General features: G+C 62.1%; 16 protein-coding genes and 1 pseudogene. 7 read left to right on the forward strand and 10 right to left on the reverse strand.

Translation table 11 applies throughout. The features are described from left to right. Nucleotide 1: 1 nt before the first annotated feature. Together IE061_RS17040 and uvrA are read right to left on the reverse strand one after the other, a co-directional pair. Nucleotides 2-241, reverse strand: coding sequence for a cyclic nucleotide-binding domain-containing protein (locus IE061_RS17040; RefSeq protein ID WP_081192105.1), 240 nt, complete (start codon nucleotides 239-241; stop codon nucleotides 2-4). Nucleotides 242-369: 128 nt separating this feature from the next. Next, nucleotides 370-3,213, reverse strand: a complete 2,844-nt coding sequence (gene uvrA / locus IE061_RS17045; RefSeq protein ID WP_193462132.1) for an excinuclease ABC subunit UvrA — start codon at nucleotides 3,211-3,213, stop codon at nucleotides 370-372. A gap of 184 nt (nucleotides 3,214-3,397) precedes the next feature. Here uvrA and IE061_RS17050 point away from each other — a divergent pair, with 184 nt between their 5' ends. Genes IE061_RS17050 through IE061_RS17065 form a run of 4 tightly spaced genes read left to right on the forward strand, consistent with a single transcriptional unit; the run spans nucleotide 3,398 to nucleotide 7,095 of the window. Further along, nucleotides 3,398-4,777 carry an MFS transporter gene (locus IE061_RS17050; RefSeq protein ID WP_193462133.1) on the forward strand — a complete coding sequence of 460 codons (1,380 nt, stop codon included), beginning with the start codon at nucleotides 3,398-3,400 and terminating at the stop codon, nucleotides 4,775-4,777. A 41-nt stretch (nucleotides 4,778-4,818) separates the two neighbouring features. Beyond that, on the forward strand, nucleotides 4,819-5,418 hold the full coding sequence (gene ssb, locus IE061_RS17055; protein WP_081139217.1) for a single-stranded DNA-binding protein: 600 nt from the start codon (nucleotides 4,819-4,821) through the stop codon (nucleotides 5,416-5,418). Nucleotides 5,419-5,476: 58 nt separating this feature from the next. After that, nucleotides 5,477-6,373, forward strand: coding sequence for a sugar nucleotide-binding protein (locus tag IE061_RS17060; RefSeq protein WP_100730915.1), 897 nt, complete (start codon nucleotides 5,477-5,479; stop codon nucleotides 6,371-6,373). Continuing rightward, on the forward strand, nucleotides 6,370-7,095 hold the full coding sequence (locus tag IE061_RS17065; protein WP_193462134.1) for a lysophospholipid acyltransferase family protein: 726 nt from the start codon (nucleotides 6,370-6,372) through the stop codon (nucleotides 7,093-7,095). The genes IE061_RS17060 and IE061_RS17065 overlap by 4 nt, the downstream gene beginning before the upstream one ends. Nucleotides 7,096-7,196: 101 nt before the next feature. Here the strand turns inward: IE061_RS17065 and fabB are convergent, their stop codons facing one another. Together fabB and fabA are read right to left on the reverse strand one after the other, a co-directional pair. Next, nucleotides 7,197-8,414, reverse strand: coding sequence for a beta-ketoacyl-ACP synthase I (fabB, locus tag IE061_RS17070; RefSeq protein ID WP_039180755.1), 1,218 nt, complete (start codon nucleotides 8,412-8,414; stop codon nucleotides 7,197-7,199). 12 nt (nucleotides 8,415-8,426) lie between these two features. Continuing rightward, on the reverse strand, nucleotides 8,427-8,942 hold the full coding sequence (gene fabA / locus IE061_RS17075; RefSeq protein ID WP_016915744.1) for a 3-hydroxyacyl-[acyl-carrier-protein] dehydratase FabA: 516 nt from the start codon (nucleotides 8,940-8,942) through the stop codon (nucleotides 8,427-8,429). 277 nt (nucleotides 8,943-9,219) lie between these two features. Here fabA and IE061_RS17080 point away from each other — a divergent pair, with 277 nt between their 5' ends. Beyond that, nucleotides 9,220-11,058, forward strand: coding sequence for a putative bifunctional diguanylate cyclase/phosphodiesterase (locus IE061_RS17080; RefSeq protein ID WP_193462135.1), 1,839 nt, complete (start codon nucleotides 9,220-9,222; stop codon nucleotides 11,056-11,058). Nucleotides 11,059-11,313: 255 nt separating this feature from the next. On the opposite strand, the gene phrB is transcribed toward IE061_RS17080, so the two are convergent. The 3 genes from phrB to IE061_RS18140 form a co-directional block, all read right to left on the reverse strand. Further along, entirely contained in the window at nucleotides 11,314-12,726 is a 1,413-nt protein-coding gene (gene phrB, locus IE061_RS17085) for a deoxyribodipyrimidine photo-lyase (protein ID WP_193462136.1), read from the reverse strand. A gap of 30 nt (nucleotides 12,727-12,756) precedes the next feature. After that, nucleotides 12,757-13,677: a MerR family transcriptional regulator gene (locus IE061_RS17090; protein ID WP_193462137.1), complete on the reverse strand. Its 921-nt coding sequence runs from the start codon at nucleotides 13,675-13,677 to the stop codon at nucleotides 12,757-12,759. Nucleotides 13,678-14,367: 690 nt separating this feature from the next. Beyond that, a complete protein-coding gene (locus IE061_RS18140; protein WP_308429569.1) occupies nucleotides 14,368-14,505 on the reverse strand; it encodes an FAD-dependent oxidoreductase in 138 nt (45 codons plus the stop codon). A gap of 226 nt (nucleotides 14,506-14,731) precedes the next feature. On the opposite strand from IE061_RS18140, the gene IE061_RS17100 reads away from it, so the two are divergent. Next, complete coding sequence (locus tag IE061_RS17100) at nucleotides 14,732-15,634, forward strand: TIGR01777 family oxidoreductase (protein ID WP_193462138.1); 903 nt, start codon at nucleotides 14,732-14,734, stop codon at nucleotides 15,632-15,634. A 30-nt stretch (nucleotides 15,635-15,664) separates the two neighbouring features. Here IE061_RS17100 and rapA read toward each other — a convergent pair whose 3' ends face one another. Beyond that, nucleotides 15,665-18,610, reverse strand: coding sequence for an RNA polymerase-associated protein RapA (rapA, locus tag IE061_RS17105; protein ID WP_193462139.1), 2,946 nt, complete (start codon nucleotides 18,608-18,610; stop codon nucleotides 15,665-15,667). A 114-nt stretch (nucleotides 18,611-18,724) separates the two neighbouring features. Next, nucleotides 18,725-19,528 (reverse strand): TlpA disulfide reductase family protein, encoded by an 804-nt coding sequence (locus IE061_RS17110; RefSeq protein ID WP_193462140.1) that lies wholly within the window; start codon nucleotides 19,526-19,528, stop codon nucleotides 18,725-18,727. 67 nt (nucleotides 19,529-19,595) lie between these two features. Between IE061_RS17110 and IE061_RS17115 the strand changes: the two genes are divergently transcribed. Continuing rightward, the gene (locus IE061_RS17115; RefSeq protein WP_016915758.1) at nucleotides 19,596-19,829 is read left to right on the forward strand and encodes a hypothetical protein; all 234 of its coding nucleotides are present in this window, start codon (nucleotides 19,596-19,598) and stop codon (nucleotides 19,827-19,829) included. Nucleotides 19,830-20,004: 175 nt separating this feature from the next. On the opposite strand, the pseudogene IE061_RS17120 reads toward IE061_RS17115, so the two are convergent. Next, nucleotides 20,005-20,196, reverse strand: a pseudogene (locus tag IE061_RS17120) (transposase); the annotation flags it as partial.

Below are 20,196 nucleotides of genomic sequence, written 5' to 3' on the forward strand. Positions count from 1 at the left end.
GTCAGGTAGCAGTCATCGAACTCTCCTTCGGTAGCCAGCGCTGCGAGATCCGGAATAGTGACATGGTGCCGCTGCGCAGCGTGCAGAACTCATTAGCCGGTGCGCCCATCTCCCAGAGCACCGTGCCCGCCTTGATGTTGGTGGGGCTCTCTTCCAGCGAGGCCAGCAGCGCTTTCTCGTCATCGTTGAGCGAGCAGTAGTGGCTAAAGTGGCGGATAATACAGCTTTTGTCCTGTTCCACAGCGTGTGTCTCCTCACAGGAAGCAACCATTGTTAAGCAGTCTCGCTGCTTACTATAAGCAGTCAGCGCCGCCTTTTCCTGAATTTTTTGGCCGCTGCCTAAACGCTTGGGCAGCGGCCATGATGCGCCTAGCGTGTGGCACGACTGCCACGTTCGAGTAACGGTGCCAGAAAGCGCCCGGTGTGCGATACCGTCTGTTTGGCCAACTGCTCCGGCGTGCCTTCGGCAATGATCTGCCCGCCCCCGGAACCGCCTTCCGGCCCCAGGTCGATCAACCAGTCGGCCGTCTTGATGACATCCAGGTTGTGCTCGATCACCACGATGGTATTGCCGTGGTCGCGCAGTCGGTGCAGCACCGTCAGCAGCTGGCGGATATCCTCGAAGTGCAGGCCAGTGGTGGGTTCATCCAGAATGTAGAGGGTTTTGCCGGTGTCACGCTTGGCCAGCTCGCGCGCCAGCTTGACCCGCTGAGCTTCGCCCCCGGAAAGCGTCGTGGCGCTTTGCCCCAAACGGATGTAGGAAAGCCCCACATCCATGAGCGTTTGCAGGCGTCGGGCGATGGCGGGCACGGGGCTGAAGAAGGCCAGCGCATCTTCCACCGTCATCTCCAATACCTCGTGGATGGTCTTGCCTTTGTAGTGGATATCCAGGGTTTCGCGATTGTAGCGCTTGCCCTTGCACACGTCACAAGGGACGTAGATATCCGGCAGAAAGTGCATCTCCACCTTGATCATGCCTTCGCCCTGGCAGGCTTCGCAGCGGCCGCCCTTGACGTTGAAGCTGAAGCGCCCGGGTTTGTACCCCCGGGAACGAGCCTCCTGGGTACCGGCGAACAGCTCACGAATAGGCGTGAAAATGCCGGTATAGGTGGCCGGGTTGGAGCGCGGGGTGCGGCCGATCGGGCTCTGGTCGATGTCGATGACCTTGTCGAGCTGGTCCAGGCCTTCCACCTTCTCGTAGGGAGCCGGTGTCAGGGTGGTGGCCCGGTTGAGTTCACGGGCAGCAATCGGCATCAGCGTGCCGTTGATCAGCGTCGACTTGCCGGAGCCGGAGACGCCCGTCACGGCAATGAACAGCCCCAGTGGCAGGCTGAGGGTGACATTTTGCAGGTTATTGCCGGTGGCACCGCGCACCACCAGTTGCTTCTCGGGATTGCCCGGGATCCGGTAAGGCGGGACGGCAATTTCGCGGCTGCCAGAGAGATACTGGCCGGTCAGCGAGTTCGGGTTGTCCATCACCTGCTGCGGCGTGCCCTGGGCGACGATCTCGCCCCCATGGACACCTGCACCGGGGCCGATATCCAGCACGTGGTCCGCCGCGCGGATGGCATCTTCGTCGTGCTCGACGACGATCACGGTGTTGCCCAGGTCGCGCAGCCGCTCCAGCGTTTTGAGCAGACGGTCGTTGTCCCGCTGGTGCAGCCCGATGGAGGGCTCGTCCAGGATGTACATGACGCCCACCAGGCCAGCGCCGATCTGGCTAGCCAGACGGATACGCTGCGCCTCACCCCCGGAGAGCGTGTCGGCGCTGCGTTCGAGGTTCAGGTAATCAAGCCCCACGTTGACCAGGAACTCCAGGCGAGCATGGATCTCGTTGACGATCTTGTCGGCAATTTCTCCCTTGCGCCCGGGAAGCGCCAGCGCGCCAAAGTAGCGCCATGCCTCGCCAATCGGCAGGTGGACGATATCCGCGATGTTGCGGTCATCGACATACACATGGCGAGACTCCTTGCGGAGCCGCGAGCCGTGGCAGGCGGTGCAGGGCTGAACCGCAATGTATTTGGCCAGATCGTCGCGTACCATGCTGGACTCGGTTTCCCGGTAGCGGCGCTGCATGTTGGGCAGCACCCCTTCGAAGGCATGTTCACGGGTGACTTTACGGCCACGGTCGCCGACGTAAACGAAGGGGACCAGCTCGCCACCACTGCCGTTGAGGATGATGTCCCGCTCGTGGCGGGCCAGCTCCTGCCAGGGCGTTTCCAGTTCGAAGCGGTAATGCTTGGCCAGCGCCTGTAGCTGAGTAAAGTAATAAATGTTGCGCCGGTCCCAGCCCTTGATCACGCCTTCCGCCAAGGAAAGCTCGGGGTGGCTGATCAGTTTCTCCGGGTCGAAGTACTGCTGGATGCCCAGGCCGTCGCAGGTAGGACACGCCCCTGCCGGGTTGTTGAACGAAAACATCCGCGGCTCCAACTCGGAGAGCGAATAGCCGCAAACGGGGCAGGCAAAGCGGGACGAGAAGACCAGGTCATCCTGCTCGCCGTCCATGAAATGCACCATGGCGGTGCCGTCGGCCAGATTCAGGGCCGTTTCGAAGGATTCCGCCAGGCGCTGGGCGATATCGTCACGTACCTTGAAACGGTCCACGACCACGCTGATATCGTGCTTCTTGCGCTTGTCCAGCGGCGCTATGTCGTCCAACTCCAGCACCTGGCCATCGATCTGGACGCGCACGAACCCCTGCGCGCGCAGTTCGGACAGCAGCTGTAAATGCTCCCCCTTGCGGCCTTTGACGACCGGCGCCAGCAGCATCAAGCGGGTGCCTTCCGCCAGGTTCATGACCTGATCGACCATCTGGGAGATCGTCTGAGCTTCCAGGTCCTCGCCATGCTCTGGGCAGCGAGGGGTGCCGGCACGGGCAAACAGCAGGCGCAGGTAGTCGTAAATCTCGGTAATCGTGCCAACCGTCGACCGAGGGTTGTGAGAGGTGGATTTTTGCTCGATGGAGATGGCCGGAGAGAGCCCTTCGATGTGATCCACATCGGGCTTTTCCATCATCGATAGAAACTGGCGCGCATAGGTGGAGAGCGATTCCACATAGCGCCGCTGGCCCTCGGCGTAGAGCGTATCGAACGCCAAGGACGACTTGCCGGAGCCTGACAGGCCGGTAATCACGATCAGCTTGTCACGGGGCAGCTCCACATCGATCTGCTTGAGGTTGTGGGTGCGGGCACCCCTGACCAGAATGCTGTCCATCAACACCTCGAATCGCGTGGCAAAAGCGTAATTATACGGTTGCTGTACCCCTTCCGGCAAAACTGTCTCGCTTCGCTGCAGCGTGGCGGGCATTTCATGCTTGGCGTTTCCAGCGTGCCGACAAAGCGCTAGAATGGACGGTTATCTCAGGCCGTTCGGCCCACTCATCGTACACAAGGGTTCTATGCGCAAGGTTTCTGCACTGCTGCTGGCTGCCGAGCGCCGAGCCATCAGCGGCTTGGCCGGTCTCTACGCATCTCGCATGCTGGGACTCTTCATGGTGCTGCCGGTGCTGGCCTTGTATGCCGATACGCTGGAAGGGGCGACGCCGTTACTGGTTGGTTTGGCGTTGGGCGTGTATGGCCTGACTCAAGCGGTTCTGCAGATTCCGTTTGGCTGGCTGTCGGACCGGATAGGTAGAAAGCGAGTGATTGCCATGGGCCTGCTGATTTTTGCAGCAGGCAGTGTCGTGGCCGCCACGGCGGATACCATTGGCGGGGTGATCGTCGGCCGCGCGCTGCAGGGTAGCGGCGCCATTGCGGCGGCCATCATGGCGCTGCTGGCCGACCAGACCCGCGAGCAGGTACGCACCGTTGCCATGGCGACCATTGGCCTCTCCATCGGTGTGTCCTTTGCCGTTGCCATGGTGCTGGGCCCCTGGCTGGCGTCATGGGGAGGGCTGTCGAGCCTGTTCTGGTTCACGGCACTGCTCACGTTGGTGGGCTTGCTGGTGCTGTGGCGCTGGGTGCCGCCAGCGCCCAGGCGCCTGCGCCATCGGGATGTCGGGCTGGACCGTCAGCAATTTAAGCGTGTTATTACCCGCCCGGACCTGTGGCGTCTGGACGTGTCGATTTTTGCTCTGCACCTGGTGCTCATGGCCATTTTCGTGGCCGTGCCGTTCCGCTTGCTGAACGCCGGGGTAGCGGTGGAGTACCATGGACTGGCCTATCTGGCCATCATGGGACTGTCGTTTGTCGCCATGGTGCCGCTGGTGATCGTGGCCGAAAAGCGCCAGCGCATGAAACTGATGTGCCTGCTGGCCATTGGGGCCATCGTGCTCAGTTTGGCGGCGCTGGGGCTACCGCTCTCCCAGGGGCAGTGGCTGTTTGTCTGGCTGCTGGTGTTTTTTACCGGCTTCAATTTGCTGGAGGCAACGCTGCCATCCATGCTAAGTAAACTGGCGCCTGCCGGAGCAAAAGGCACCGCCATGGGCGTCTACTCCACCAGCCAGTTCCTGGGCGCGTTTTTGGGCGGTACCCTGGGGGGGGGGCTGGCGCACACTTGGGGGCTGGACGCCGTGTTCATCGGCTGTGCGGTGCTGGCGCTGTGCTGGTGGCTGGCCATGTGCGGCATGCCGTCACCGCCGCCGCTCTCCAGTGAAGTGGTGGCGTTGCAGGATACCCAGGCCGATGCCATGGACCTACTCATGGAGCACCTGGCCGATGTGGCGGGTGTCGAAGATGTCATGGTCGTGCCGGAAGAGCGCCTGGTATATTTGAAAGTCAATCGTAAAGAGCTTGATCAGGCGGCACTGGCCCGGTTGATTCCGCCACCGCGGCCCTGATCAATGAGAGACCATCACCGTTTACGACAAGGAGCGACCTTATGGCGCGCGGTATCAACAAAGTTATTCTGATCGGTAATCTGGGCCAGGATCCGGAAGTGCGTTTCACCCCTTCCGGTACAGCGGTCGCCAACCTGAACCTGGCCACCTCGGACACCTGGATGGATCGCCAGAGCGGCCAGCGGCAGGAGCGTACCGAATGGCACCGCGTGGTGCTCTTCAACAAGACGGCTGAAATTGCCCAGCAGTACCTGAAAAAAGGCTCCAAAGTCTATATCGAAGGTCGTCTGCAGACGCGTAAATGGCAGGACCAGAATGGCCAGGACCGTTACAGCACTGAAATCGTCGCCAACGACATGCAGATGCTGGATGGTCGCAGTGGTGACTACCAGGGGGGGGGGGCGCCGCAGGGTGGCTATGCCCAGCAAGCGCCTGCCCAGTCTGCGCCGCCGCAACAGCATTACCAGCAGCCGCCTCAGCAGGCACCTCAGCAGGGTGGCTACGCTCCGCAACAGAACGCCGCGCCTCAGCGTGGCGGTGCGGCGCCTCAGCAGCAGCCGCCTGCGCATCAGCAAAACAGCAGCTACGGCGCTCCGGATCCCGGTAACTTCGACGATTTTGACGACGAAATTCCGTTCTGATCGCCATGCCGTGCTGGGCGTTGCCGCCACCCTACCGGGTTGAGAAAAGGGGTCTGTCTTGAAGCTGCTAATACTGAATGCAGGACACTGCTTGAGCCTGGCATTGGCCCGTGAGGCAAGTCGGCGCTCGGATACCGAGTTGGTGATTGAGCAGGGCGTGAGCGTTTCTCCAGACCAGCTGGCGGCCATCGCCCCGGAGGCGGTGATCATTCCGCCTCTGTCGCATCCCCTCAGCATGACGCCAGCCGATGTCTATGCCCATGCTGATGCGGTGGACCAGTGTGTCGACGCCTGTCAGGCGGCTGGCATTGCCCTGGTGTGGTGCGTGTCCGACCAGCTCTACGAAGAGGGGTTCGAGATCCCGATCGACGAGCATGTCGTGCCGGCCCCCCGTGATGAGTGTTTGCGCCGCCTGGTGCAGACCGGTGACCGTATTCGCGCGGAGTATCACCGCCACTTGATCGTGCGGCTGGGGCCGCTGTTCGCCCTGGAAGGTAGCCATGCCTGGCTCAATGAAGTCATCGACAGCTTTGTAGCAGGCCAGCCCGTGCGTGCGGCCGAAGACGTGATTTTCTGCCCTACCTCGGCGGATGCCGTGGCCATGGCGCTGGTGGGCATGCTTCAGCAGCAAGCCTGCGGGGCCGATGCCTGGGGGGCGTATCACCTGGCAGGTACCGAGCCGGTCAGTGCGTTTACGTTCGTCTCCATGGTGCGCACCCAGCTGGCCACCCATCTCGAGGGGCGTGGCGAAGAGGTCGAGCTGGGTGAGGTGCAGGCGTTGAACCACCATCACGATGCCAAGCTGCGGCGGGTGCTGAACTGTCGCCGTGTGCTGGACGTCTTTGGCGTGCACCAAAAGCCCTGGCGGCTCGAGGTGGGGCGGATGCTGGATGCCTGGTGCCTGACCCGCACTCAGCCGACCGTCACCGGTACTGGAACAGGAGAGTCCGCTTGATGAATGTGGTACGCAGCCTGGTATTTTATCTGGGCTATTTTTCAGCCATGCTGCTGATTGGTGTGCTGTTCCTGCCCGTGGCACCGTTTCTTCCCCTCGCGGCGCGCTATCGTCTGTTGAACCTCTACAACTACTTCCTGATGGTCTGGTTTCGGCTGGCCTGTGGGGTACGTTACGAGATTCAAGGGCGCGAACATATTCCTGCGGGGCCCTGCGTCATTCAGGCCAACCACCAGTGTGAGTGGGAAACGCTGTTCCTGCAGGTCATGAAGCCGCCGGTCTGTACGGTGCTCAAGCGAGAGCTGCTGCGTATCCCTGTGTTTGGCTGGGGACTGCGCCTGCTGCGCCCCATTAGCCTGGATCGCTCCAGGCCTGCTCGGGCCATGAAACAGGTGCTGACGCAGGGGGTGGAGCGTTTGAACAGTGGGCTCTCAGTGCTGATCTTTCCGGAAGGAACCCGTGTCGACCCAGGGGTTCGCAAGCGCTACAACAAAAGCGGTAGCGTGGTGGCCTGTCGTGCCGGTGTGCCGGTGCTGCCGGTGGCGCACAATGCCGGTGAGCGTTGGCCGGGTCGCCAGTGGGTCAAGCGCCCGGGTGTCCTGCGTGTGCGAATTGGCCCGCCCATCGACACCGCTGGGCGTACCCCGGACGAAGTATTGGCTGATGTGGAGGCGTGGATCGAAGGGCAGCTTCACGAGATCTCCGAGGTGCCCAGGCCTTAAAAGCCGCTGCTCTAAAGCCAGTGCCCTGACAAACAGCGCACACGCTGCACCAACACAAACGGCGCCCAAGGGCGCCGTTTGTGTTGGACGTTGAGACCGGATCAGCCGTTATAGCGCTGGAATACCAGGCAGGCATTGGTGCCGCCGAAGCCAAAGCTGTTGGACAGCACGCGGTCAATGGTGGCGTCATCGCGGCGTTGGGTCACGATATCGAAACCATCGGCTTGCTCGTCCAGGTGCTCGACATTGGCCGAGGCCGCCACGAAGCGGTGCTGCATCATGAGCAGCGAGTAGATCGCTTCTTGCACGCCGGTGGCACCCAGCGAGTGGCCCGTCAACGATTTGGTAGAGCTCATGGCAGGCGTTGTGTCGCCAAAGACGCTACGGATCGCCTTCAATTCGGCCACATCGCCCACGGGGGTCGAGGTGCCGTGGGTATTGATGTAGTCGATGCTGCCATCGACAGTCGCCATGGCCTGACGCATGCAGCGCATGGCGCCTTCGCCAGACGGCGCGACCATGTCATGGCCATCGGAGGTTGCGCCGTAGCCGACCAGCTCGCCATAAATTTTGGCGCCGCGTGCCTTGGCATGTTCCAGCTCTTCCAGCACCAGCATGCCGCCGCCGCCCGCGATGACGAAGCCATCACGTGCCTGATCATAGGGGCGAGAAGCGTGCTCAGGAGTGTCGTTATAGTGGGTAGACAAGGCCCCCATGGCATCGAAAAGGCACGATAGCGTCCAGTGCTCTTCTTCACCGCCGCCCGCAAACACGACGTCTTGCTTGCCTAGCTGGATCTGCTCCATGGCGCTGCCGATACAGTGAGCAGACGTGGCGCAGGCAGAAGAAATGGAGTAGTTGATGCCCTTGATCTTGAACGGCGTGGCCAGGCACGCCGACACCGTGCTGCCCATGGTACGGGTGACTCGGTAAGGGCCGACCCGGCGCAGGCCTTTCTCGCGCATGACGTCGGCGGCTTCCACCTGGTTGGCGCTGGAGGCGCCGCCAGAGCCGGCAATAAGGCCGGTTCGCTCGTTGGAAACCTGCGCTTCGGTCAGGCCTGAATCTTCGATGGCTTGGGCCATGGAGACATAGGCATAGGCGGCTGCATCACCCATGAAGCGGCGCAGCTTACGATCGATCAGTGCGTCCAGGTCGATATCGACGCTGCCTGCCACGTGGCTTCTGAAACCGCGCTCGGCGTACTCTTCCTTGAACCGAATACCGCTACGCCCACTCTTGAGCGCATCCAGGACCTGTTGCTGGTCGTTGCCCAGGCAGGACACGATGCCAAGGCCGGTGACTACCACTCGTCGCATGGGAGCCTCCTGTTAAAAATTCGCAGTGGAGGTGAATAGGCCAACGCGCAGGTCATTGGCCTGGTAGATGTCGCGCCCGTCAACGGATACGGTGCCATCGGCAATACCCAGAATGAGCCGACGGGTAATGATGCGCTTCACGTTGATCCGGTACGTTACCTTTTTCGCATCGGGCAGAATCTGCCCGCTGAACTTGACGTCGCCACAGCCCAGGGCACGGCCCCGGCCAGGGTGACCCAGCCAACCGAGGTAGAAACCGACCAGCTGCCACATGGCATCCAGGCCCAGGCAGCCGGGCATGACCGGGTCGCCCGGGAAGTGGCAGTCAAAGAACCACAGGTCAGGGGTGATATCCAGCTCGGCGATCAATTCGCCCTTGCCGTGCTCACCGCCCTCTTCATGGATGTGAATGATGCGGTCAAGCATCAGCATGTTGGGGGCAGGCAGCTGTGCGTTGCCAGGGCCAAACAGCTCGCCGCGTGAGCAGGCCAGCAGTTCTTCGCGATCAAAGGAATGTTGCTTGGTCACTGAATCGTTCCGAAAGTCAAAAATGGTGGTTGCGCCTAGTCTACTTCCCGAAACCGCTGAATGCACGCCGCAGGCGTCTTATCCTGTGTTTTTAAGGCGCATCGTGACTGCCAATGACGACCATGGTCGCGTACGGATGCGGCACTCCATGCGCGAAATTGCCTAATCAACGGATGCTTCACGTAATATGATCTATCCAGGGGTGGGGTAAGGCGGCATGATGTCATCCATACCGTTGCCGACGTAGTGACTGCTGAATAGGACAACAAGAAACGCCATGTGGCTGCCTGTCTCGATGAATCGTCCTTTGGTCTGGGTGGCGCTGACTGCGCTGCCTGCCTGTGTCTGGATCCCGGATGCCGCGCTGCGCATGGTCGCGGCCAGCCTGGTCTCGCTGGGCTTGTGGGATGCCTGGAATCAGGTGCGTCAGCAGCGCCTTCGTTTGCGTCTTTCCCTGGATGCCATGGGATTGGCGGGAGACGCGATCGTGATTAGCGATGTTCAGAATCGCGTGTTGATGGTCAATCCCGCCTTTACCGACATTACTGGCTACGAAAGCCAGGAAATGGTCGGTCGCAAGCTGGAAACCCTCGCCGCACCGCGCCACGACAAAGCCTTCTATCAGAATTTCTGGAGTACGCTGAAGGCTACCGGGCGTTGGGAAGGCGAGATGTGGAACCGCCGCAAGCATGGCGACGAGTACCCCGAATGGCTGAAGGTGCGTGCCGTCACCGACCGTCGCGGCAATATCACCCATTTCATCAGTCTGTTTACCGATATTTCGGCGCAGAAGGCCCGCGAGCGCGACCTGCGCCGCATCGGTTATGAAGACCCCCTGACCGGACTGCCCAATCGCCGCCGCCTGCATGACCTGATGGCCTCTCGCTTGCATCACCTGCGTGCGGGAGAGAGCCTGGATATTGCGCTGATCGATATAGACGGCTTGAAATCGGTCAACGACAGCCTGGGCGTAGAGCAGGGGGACCGCCTGCTGGCACGCTTTGCGCAGCGTTTGACCAGTTACATGGCCGGCAGTGTCGTGGGTCGGCTAGGTGGCGATGAGTTCATGGTCATTCGCACCACCACCTTCGATGACCATGACAAGTGGGTCATGACGTTGCGCGACCATATGGGTCGCCCCTTTGAAATCAACGACCAGTCGCTGCGCCTGGGGCTCACCATCGGTAGCTGCCGGGCACCCGAAGATGGCCGTGATTCCGGCGTACTGTTCCAGCGTCTGGAGTCTGCGCTGTACAGCGCCAAGCGGCTGGGGCGTAACCATAGCCAGCGTTTCCGGCCGGCGCTCGACAAGCAGGACAACCCTCAACTGGCGTTGGTGAGTGACCTGCGCGCGGCGCTGATCTCGGGAGACCAGCTGGAGCTGCACTACCAGACCCAGCATCATCCCGGTACCGGCGAGCTGATGGGCATGGAAGCGCTGCTGCGTTGGCGCCACCCGCAAGACGGCATGATTTCACCAGGAGACTTCATTCCGTTGGCCGAGCGCCACGGCCTGATGGCCGAGCTGGGCAGTTGGGTCATCGAGAAAGCCTGCGCGCAGCAGGCCCATTGGCAGAACAGCGGCATGCCCAAGGTCACGGTGTGGATCAATATTTCGGCACTGCAGCTGTTTCAGGGCGATCTGGAAACGCAGTTGGCGACCTGCCTGGAGCGCTATCAGCTAAAGCCTGCCCACATCGGCCTGGAGCTGACCGAGTCGGTGCTGCTCGACGAGCGTGCCGGTGACATGGGGCCGCGATTGCAGGCGTTACGCGATCAGGGGTATGCCATTGCCATTGACGATTTCGGCACGGGCTATTCGTCGCTGGGTTACCTGAAACGGCTGCCGGTAGACAAGATCAAACTGGACCGCGCCTTCATTCGCGATCTGCCCCATGATCAGGCCGATGCTGCAATCGTCACAGCCGTTCTTGCCATGGCGGCGGGGATGGGGCTCGACGTCGTCGCGGAAGGCGTCGAAACCCAGGCGCAGTGCCAGTTTCTGATCAAGGCGGGCTGTACCCTGGTGCAAGGGTTCTATTTTGCCAAGCCGCTCTCTGCCGCTGAGCTGGAGCAGCGCTGGTTGCCGCCACCCTTGGCGGAAGGGGCCAACTGATCAGCTCACGACGCTGGGTTGATAGCGGCGCATGTAAGTGCTGATGCCCCAGCAGCGCGAACACGGCAATGATGGCGCTGGCCGCCTCGTCCGCACTGACCTGCATGGGCATGGGGAAGTCGTTGCGATCCGTGAGAGGGGGCTTCACGAACCCAGGGCGAAATAGCGTTCCAGTGCTTGCCTACCCTCAATGTGATGGAGCGGATCGTTGAAAACAACTTCTTCAGTATATGCCTCGTATGGTTTTTATCTGGCCTACTTCGACAAGGCCTTGAAGGCGTCCAGGGCACGTTGACGGGCGGCCTTGTGATCGACGATGGGAGCCGGGTAGTCCACCGGGTTCAGCATGTCCTGTGGTGGCGCATGACGCGCCTTGGCGGGCAAGGAAGCCAGCTCTGGTAGCCAGTGGGCGATGAAGGCCCCTTCAGGGTCGAAACGCGTTGACTGGGTGGTGGGGTTGAAGATACGGAAGTAGGGCGCAGCGTCCGTGCCCGTGGAGGCCGCCCACTGCCAGCCACCGTTGTTGGCGCAAAATTCGCCATCGACCAGATGGCGCATGAAAAAGGCTTCCCCACGCCGCCAGTCGATCAATAAATGCTTGCTCAAGAACATGGCGGTGACCATGCGCAGTCGGTTGTGCATCCAGCCGGTCGTCACCAATTGGCGCATGGCCGCATCCACGATGGGGTAGCCAGTGCGCCCTTCGCACCAGGCTGCAAACCCCTCATCGTCGTCACGCCAAGCCAGATCGCGGGTATGCTCCTGAAAGGGTTGGTGCCGGCACACCTGAGGAAAGCCCACGGCCACATGCTGGTAAAACTCTCGCCAGATCAGCTCGCTGACCCAAGTGGTGAGTCCGGCGTCCCCGTCCGCCAGATGCCCCTCGTTTTCGCTCATCACGGCTTGTAAACATTGGCGATACGAGATCATGCCCAGCGCCAGGTAAGGCGAAAGCTCACTGGTACCACGTACGTTGGGGAAGTCGCGCTGTCGTTGGTAGTGCCGCCCGCGAAAGCGTAGAAAGCGCTCCAGGTGATCGCTGGCCGCGTTTTCGCCTGCAGGCCATTGGCGGCCATCCACGGGGGAGTCCTCGAGCTCGGGGAGGGCGAGCAGTGGATCACTGGGCAGGTCCAGAGGCGATTGCGCCTGAGGCGTATCGCGTAGTGCCAGCTGCTCCTGAGTTACCTGCTTGTGCCACGCCTTGGCGAAGGGGGTGAACACGCCATAGTAATCGCCCTTGCCGGTCAGCAGGCTGCCTGGCGCAAAGGCAATGGCATCGTGGTGGCCCTGTGCCGTAATACCCGCGTGTTTGAAGGCTTTCAGGACGGCCTGGTCACGGCGCTGTTCGTTCAGCGGGTACTCGTAATTGAAGTGCAGCTGCTTTACGCCGTGCTCTTGAGCTAGCGCGAGCAGCACATCGGGGGCTTCATCGAAGCTATCGATATCGCGATGCAATAGCGGGATGTTGAGACCGCTCAAGGACTCCTTGAGGGAATGCACACCGCGTGCCCAGAAATCGAGCTTGTTAGCGCCGTGACCATGGGCGCGCCACTGCTTTACGCTGCGTAAAAAGACGGCCACCACCGGGCCTTTGGCGGCAGCCGCCGCCAAGGCAGAATTATCGTGAATACGCAGGTCACTGCGTAGCCAAACCAACTGCAGATCCATGCGCACTCCCGTGGCGTGTCCTGTTGAGTGCTAAAGAATACCTGACTCGCGTAGCAGCGGGCGCAAACGCGCCACGGCCTGAGGCAGGTCATCGCCCAGCATGTGTACCGGGCCGTCGCGCAGCTCTGTTTCACGCAGCCGGGCGACTTCGCCGCACACGCCGATCGGTACGCCCAAACGCTCGGCCGCCTTGGGCAGGTCGACCCGAATGTAGTGGTCGTTTTCGCGCTGACCGCTGGAGAGCAACACCATGGAAGAGTGCAGGCGCGATACTGCCTGGGGCAGATCTTCCAGTGCCAGCGAATGGTCGAGCAGCTGTACACGGTAGCCCTGTTCGCTGGCCATCAGCGCACACATCAGCACCCAGAGCGGGCCCGGGTCATCAGGCATGGCGCTCAGCAGCAGCAGCGGGCCGCGGGTAGCCTGGTTGGCATAGTGCAGGCGAATGCCCACCTGGCTACGCAGGAAGGATTCTAAAGTGCGCCGCACCAGGTCGTCCGGCTGAGCGGCCCATTTGGCTTCCAGGCTCAAGATGACCGGTTGCCAGAGCTCGTTGATGGCCACGCTGAGCGGGTAGAGCGCCAGACTTTGGTGGTACAGCGCCTCGAGCTGCGGCAGGTCGACCGCCTCAATGATGGCTTGCAGCTGCTGCCGTTGGCTGGCCCAGTCGCCGGCATCCAGCGCGGGGGTTTCCACGGTTTCCGGCTGGTCCAGCAGGTCGGCGACCTGACTGACCGGCACGCCACGGTTGAGCCATTGCAGAATACGTTCGATGCGACTGATGTCATCCTGTGCGTAAAGCCGGTGCCCTTTTGGCGTGCGTTGCGGACGAATCAAGCCGTAGCGTCGCTCCCAGGCGCGCAGGGTGACCGAGTTCACACCCGTCAGACGGGAAACTTCCCGAATCGGATAGAGCGGAGTATCGGGTGGGTGGGTCGCCTTGTTGCTCATGGGCGCCATTGCCTCTTGGTTGCCTGCAACAGGTATTGCAGGGGTCTGTCTGTAATTGCCGTGTCGCTACGTCGATGAGCCGATAATCGCTGAGATAGCGTCACGCTATTATAGGCACCTTTGTACAACTTGTGGCGGCTAGGTACAACCTCTGTGGCTTCCATGCTCCTGTACTCCTGTCGTGGTATTCATTAGACCGACCGGCCTATTAAGGCCCTGCCCAGCCCATTGCCGGATAACCAGGCAGCCTCGACGCGGCTGCCTTTCCAGCTGTCACCGCATAGTGCGATACCTTGCTGGCTGTATAGGTATCCCTATCCGTTTGGCTTGGCGGGTTGGGCGTATCGCCAGCGATGATGACGACGCGGCTGAAGGCCCCATGATGGTTTCCTGCAGCGTCTTTCAAATGCCATCCGCCATCCGCCACCCGCTTCGAGCGCGACGATACGCGGTTCCGAAAGGAGGGCCGTGTGTGCATGAAGAGCGATGGCGTCTATCAGATACCGAGTCAGCGCACTCATGCGCGGAGCCCCGGTATAACGCAACTGGCCGTCATCGTGTGTTTGCCAACCGGATGCACTAGCCTGATAAGTGCACGTCGGCCAAGAGGCCACGCAGCCTGCGTGCTGCCACTGGGTGAGCTGTTGGGCGAAGTCGGCATCGCGCACGGTAAATGCCTGAGCGCCCAGATCAAGCGTCGCCGCGGTGCGGCCCTCGCGCCTTGTTGAATAGGCTGACCGTTACGCCTTGCTGTGCCAGCAGGTGGGCGCAGGCCAGTCCTGATATGCCTGCGCCAATAATGGCCACGGCGTCGTGTGGAGTCAGCACAGGGGGGCAGCAAGGTGTTGGGGCATGGCGGCTCGCGAAGTGGACATCATGTTGAAGAGTGATTCTATTGTAGCAATTATGTATAGATGTCGTGCAATTTAAAAAGTTGCAATACGGATGGTCGGCTCGCCCGCTGCACCCAGCGACGGCGTTTTGCCATAGGTGATGGATAGATCATGGATAGGTGATGGAGTGCAGGGGCTATCCAGCTTCAGGAGGGAATACCATGCGAGTACTGATTACCGGCGGCAGCGGATTCGTGGGGCAGCGGTTATGTCCACAGCTGATTGCCCAAGGGCACGACGTGCAGGTGGTGTCGCGCACGCCCCACAAGGTACGCGGAAAGCTGCCCCCCGAGTGTGATATTCGCGACAGCGCGCAGGCATTTATCGATACGCCCCCCGATGCGCTGGTGAACCTGGCAGGGGAGTCGATAGCCGCCAAACGTTGGAGCGCCGAGCAAAAGGAGCGGCTGATTCGCTCGCGGGTCGACAGCACCCAGCAGCTGGTGGCGCTGTGCGAGCAGTTGGCGGCCAACGGACAGCCGTTGCCTGCGGTCCTGGTCAGTGGCTCGGCCATGGGGTATTACGGCGATCAGGGCAGCAAAGTCGTGAATGAGGCTACCCCGCCCCACGATGAGTTTGCCCATCGGCTGTGTGCCCAGTGGGAAGCCGCTGCCAAGCCGGTGGAAGCTTTGGGGGTTCGGTTGGCCATTCTGCGCATAGGCCTGGTGCTTGCGGCAGGCGGCGGCACCCTGCAAAAAATGGTGCCGCCTTTCAAGCTAGGGCTGGGTGGGCGGTTCGGCGATGGTCAGCAGTTCATGCCCTGGGTCCATCGAGACGACCTGGTGGCTGCCATTATCTTCTTGATCAACGGCTCTGGTCTGTCGGGCGTTTTCAACGGCAGCGCACCGCACCCGGTGACCAACGCCGAATTCACCCAGGCGCTGGCCAGGCAACTGCATCGTCCCGCCATTTTCCCGGTACCTGCCTTCGTGCTGAAGGCGGGCTTCGGCGAGATGTCACAGCTGCTATTGACCGGCGCGGATATGCGACCGGCACGACTGCTCGAGGAGGGATTCAGCTTTCAGTACCCGACGCTATCGAAAGCGCTGGTGGCCATTTTCTAGCCGCCAGCAAGCCGCTGGGCTAGGCGTTCTCTAGGCGTTCGGGTCAACGGTGATGATGACCCGCGCCGAGTCGAGCCGCAGGCGAGTGTTTTCGATGGCATCGCTGAGCGCCCGGCGCTCCTGCTTGAGGGCTTCCAGCTCCTCGCTGCGCACTGCCGGGTTGTGCTCTGCCAACGCCGTCAGGCGGGCCAGCTCGGCATCCAGCTGAGCACGCATGCGCGTCTCGGCGGCTTCCACGATGCTGGGTAGCTCCCGTTCGGCCTCGCTCTCCCCCTGAGTCAGCAGGTCCCGCAACTGGTCATGACGGCTCTTGATCAGGTCTCGGGCCAGCGACTTGTTGACCTTCTGCAGGTTTTTGCCCAGTCCGGTAAAGGAGATCTTGCTGGTCAGATTGGCACCGGACTCATCCAGCAGCACCCGAACGGCCGTGGGGGGCAAAAAGCGGTTCAGGTGCAGCACTTTAGGCGCAGGGCAGTGGGTGCGGAAGATCAGCTCGGCCATCAGTCGTCCGCTGGGAATGGCCGGATGGCGCAGCAGCGCCAGGGCGGTATTACCCATGGTGCCATCCAGAATGCGGCCCATCATCTCGCGCAGCAGCGTGTGCTCCCAGGAGAGGCGTTGCACGTCATCCCGCGCCAGGGCCTGGCCACGGCTATAGGTAGCAGAGAAACCCTCTTCCCCTTTGACCAGCCCCGGCAGTCCGTCCAGCATGTGCTGGCTGGGCTGCAGGTGCAGCAGGCCATTGCCAATTTCCTGGCTATCGACCCCAAAGACATCCAGCGCACGCTCCACGTAGCGGGGCAGTGCCGGGTCTTCATCCAGCTCACGTACCGCATCAATGACCTGTTGCGCCTGGGTCGGGCGGCAGGCGTTCAGCTCCAGCAACCGGTTGCGGCCCGCGTCGCGCTCGGCCAGTTTGGCGGTGAACATTGCGTGGGTTTCGTCGATGATCTCGGTGAGCGCTTCATCGTCGAGCAGCGCATCGGCCAGCGCGTCGCCAAAGGCGTCGAACAGGTCGCTGCCAATGCCGTGGGGGGCGCTGAAAGCGGCCATGCCTTCGTCGTACCAGCGCTGTAGCCGTTCCCCCGGGCTGCCGATGAAGCTGGGCACGTGCAGCTCGATGGCGTGGTGTTGGCCAATCCGGTCGAGGCGGCCAATCCGCTGCTCCAGCTGGTCCGGGTGCTGGGGCATGTCGAACATCACCAGATGACGACAGAACTGGAAGTTGCGGCCTTCGGAGCCGATCTCGGAGCACACCAGCACCTGGCAGCCATCTTCCTCGTCGGCGAAGGCGGCAGCGGCGCGGTCGCGCTCCACCAGCGACAGCCCTTCGTGGAAGACTGGCGCCTGGTAGCCGCCCAGCACACGCAGGCCTTCGGCCAGCCCTTCGGCGGTCTCGCGGTGGTGGGCAATGACCAGCACCTTGTCGTTGGCAAAACCGTCTTCGCTGTCGTCGCTGAGCTTTTCCAGCAGCCAGTTGACCCGGGGGTCGATATGCCACCAGGGTTCACCGTTCAGCGGGTCATTGCTCAGCTCGCGGTACATGGCATCCGGGTAGATCAGTACGTCCGGGTGGTCCATGCCGGTTTCGATGAGCAGCTCGTCCAGATAGTCCTCGTCGCGCTCCAGGCGGCGCAGCACTCGGCGATAGGCGGAGGGCAGCTCCAGCTTGGTCAGGTGCAGCCGCCGCTCCGGGAAGCCGCCCACGTGGCGTCGGCTGTTGCGGAACATGACGCGCCCGGTGCCGTGACGGTCGAGCAGCGCATCGCGCAGTTGGGCTCGGGCCGCGTCCTGCTGTTCAGAGCTGGCCTCGGCGTTGCACAGCGTCGCCAGCAGGGCCTGGCTGTCGCGGTCGTCGGCGATGGTGGCCACGCGCTCGCGGGCGCTGGGTGTCTGGGGAAGTTCTTCCAGCGCATCGATGGCGCTGGCCACGGCGACGTAGTGCTGCTCTTCATCCTTGAAGCGCTCGATGTCGTGGTAGCGCTCCGGGTCCAGCAGGCGTAGCCGGGCAAAGTGGCTCTCCTGGCCCATCTGCTCGGGGGTGGCGGTGAGCAGCAGCAGGCCGGGAATCTCGGCGGCCAGCTGCTCCACGCACAGGTAGCCGGGGCCGCTGGTCTCCGGATGCCAATCCAGGTGATGCGCCTCGTCGACGATCAGCAGGTCGAAGCGGCTGGCCAGGGCCTGCTCCTGACGGTGACGATTGGCAAACAGCCAGCCCTGGCTGGCCAGCACCAGCTGGGCGCTCTCGAACGGATTGGCGCTGCCGTGGGCCTGGCTCTGATGCTCGTCGAGCAGCGTGACGCTCAGCGAGAAGCGGCGCAACAGCTCCACCAGCCACTGGTGGGTCAGGCTGTCGGGTACCAGAATCAGCGCGCGCTCTACGCGGCCTGCCAACAGCAGGCGATGGAGGATCAAGCCTGCTTCAATGGTCTTGCCAAGCCCCACTTCATCGGCCAGCAGCACCCTGGGGGCGTGGCGGCGTGCGACTTCGTCGGCAATATAGAGTTGGTGGGGAATCAGGTCGATGCGCGGCCCGGCAAACCCCAGGGCGCTGTGCTGTTCAATACGCTGAAAGTGATGCAGGGTACGAAAACGCAGGTCGAACCAGTCGTTGCGATCGACCTGGCCGGTCAGCAGGCGGTCACGGGCCTGGTCGAACTGCATGGTGTCGGCCAGGCGTGCTTCGGGCAGTTCGCGCAGGTTGCCGTCGCTGTCTTCACCGATATAGGTGATCAGGCCACGGCTCTCTTTGCTGTCGTCCACGATCATCTGCCAGCCGTCGGCTGACAGGACCCGGTCACCGCTGCCGAACATGACTCGGGTGAGGGGCGCCTGGCGGGTGTTGTAGGTGCGGGTTTCCTGGCTGGCACTGAACAAGATGGTAACGCTACGGGCGTCGCAGTTAAGCACGGTGCCAAGCCCAAGCTCGGCCTCGCCGTCGCTAATCCAGCGCTGGCCGGGAGAAAAATCGCTCATGATGCCTCGAGGAAGTCGTCAAAATCGGGTCGCTCGCCACCGGAATGAGCCTCGGTGGCAGACAGGGCGGGGGATTCTAACGCAAAGCAGCGAGGGGATTAAGGGCTATCATGGTCAATCGTTCAGCCAGCGCTCCAGGTGAGCACGGGTGAGTTCACCCACATGCACGTCCAGGGTACGCCCCTGGGCGTCGAACAGTACGGTCGTGGGCAGGCCGGGGGCCGCGAACTCCGCCATCAGCTGCTGTCGGGGGTCGCGCAGTGCATAACGAAACACCAGCTGCTGTTCATCCAGGTAGCGCACGATGGGCAGCAGGTCTTCGCCCTGGTTGACCACCACCACGCTGACACCCTCCCGCTGGTCCGCGGCTTCCAGCAGCGGCATTTCGCGGAGGCAGGGCGGGCACCAGGTGGCCCACAGGTTGACCATCAGCAGGTTACCTTGCGTATCCAGGGCGGCCAGATTCACCGGGTTGCCGTCCAGGTCTTCCAGGGTGATGTCCGGCACGGAGGCCACCGCAAAGGTGGGCCCCAGCGGCGCCAGAGTGACCAGGACCAGCCACAGGCTGGCCGCGCCCACGGTCATGGCCAGGCCGCCAAGCATGGCCAGCAGCCGTTCACGCAGTGCCCAGGCGGTCCATATCAGGCCCGCTACCAGGCCGCCAAGGGCATTGAAACCCGGCTGCCACAGCTTGAGGGCATCCAGCGGTGCCTGACTGTAGCTCTCCCAGTGTAGAATGACGAACACGGCACGAGCGCCGACCAGCCATACCAGCAGCAAGCCGTTGAACCAGCGCGTGTGCTGCTGGCTACTCAGCCCCAGCAGATAACGGCTGCTCACCAGCAGCATGAGCGCCACACCCAAGGCGTAGAGACGTGGCGTCGAGATTAGCAGCGGACCAAGTGCAATGGCATTCATCAGTTTGTCCATTAAGCAGTTACACTGATTCACCATATCATGCATGCAACACATCATGGAGAGGTCGATGTCGCAAACTTCCTTTGACCGCCTGCGCGCCCTGGCGATTGGCTCACAGGCGTTGGGGCTAACGCTCATTATCACCCTGGAAACCGTGATGGGCGACGCCGCCCGGCCCTGGCAGGGGGGCGTGCTGGCGGCCATGGTGGGCGTGGCGCTGACCATTGCCACGCTGCGCTGGTACCGGGCCAAACGTCGCCAGAAGCAGCAAGCGGAAGCTGCGCGTGAATCATCAGGCTGACGCCTCTGCCTGGCAAGCACTGAAGGTGTCGCTGGATGCGCAAGGGCAGCTGGTCTGGCAGTGGCAGCAGGAAGGGCAACTGGCGGTGCTGAGTGAAGAGCCCGGAGGCTGGTGGCGACACTTCAACGCCTGGATCAGTCGTGTGCTGCGCCTGGAGAAGTGGTTATCGAACATTCTAGTGCGAGGATGGATAGCGAGGGGCGCGAGAGCGCCCCTGGTCCGGCCTCGATTGTTGCTCAATATACTGCTTGACCATGCTCAGGGGGGGCGCCTCCGACACTTCCCGCAAAGTAGCTTGGACTCCACAGCGAGTTCTTCCGGTAGGCGGGCTGCACCAGTTCAGGGTGTAGTAACTTCATCCGCCGGC

Source organism: Vreelandella hamiltonii, assembly GCF_014651795.1.
Taxonomy (GTDB): domain Bacteria; phylum Pseudomonadota; class Gammaproteobacteria; order Pseudomonadales; family Halomonadaceae; genus Vreelandella; species Vreelandella hamiltonii.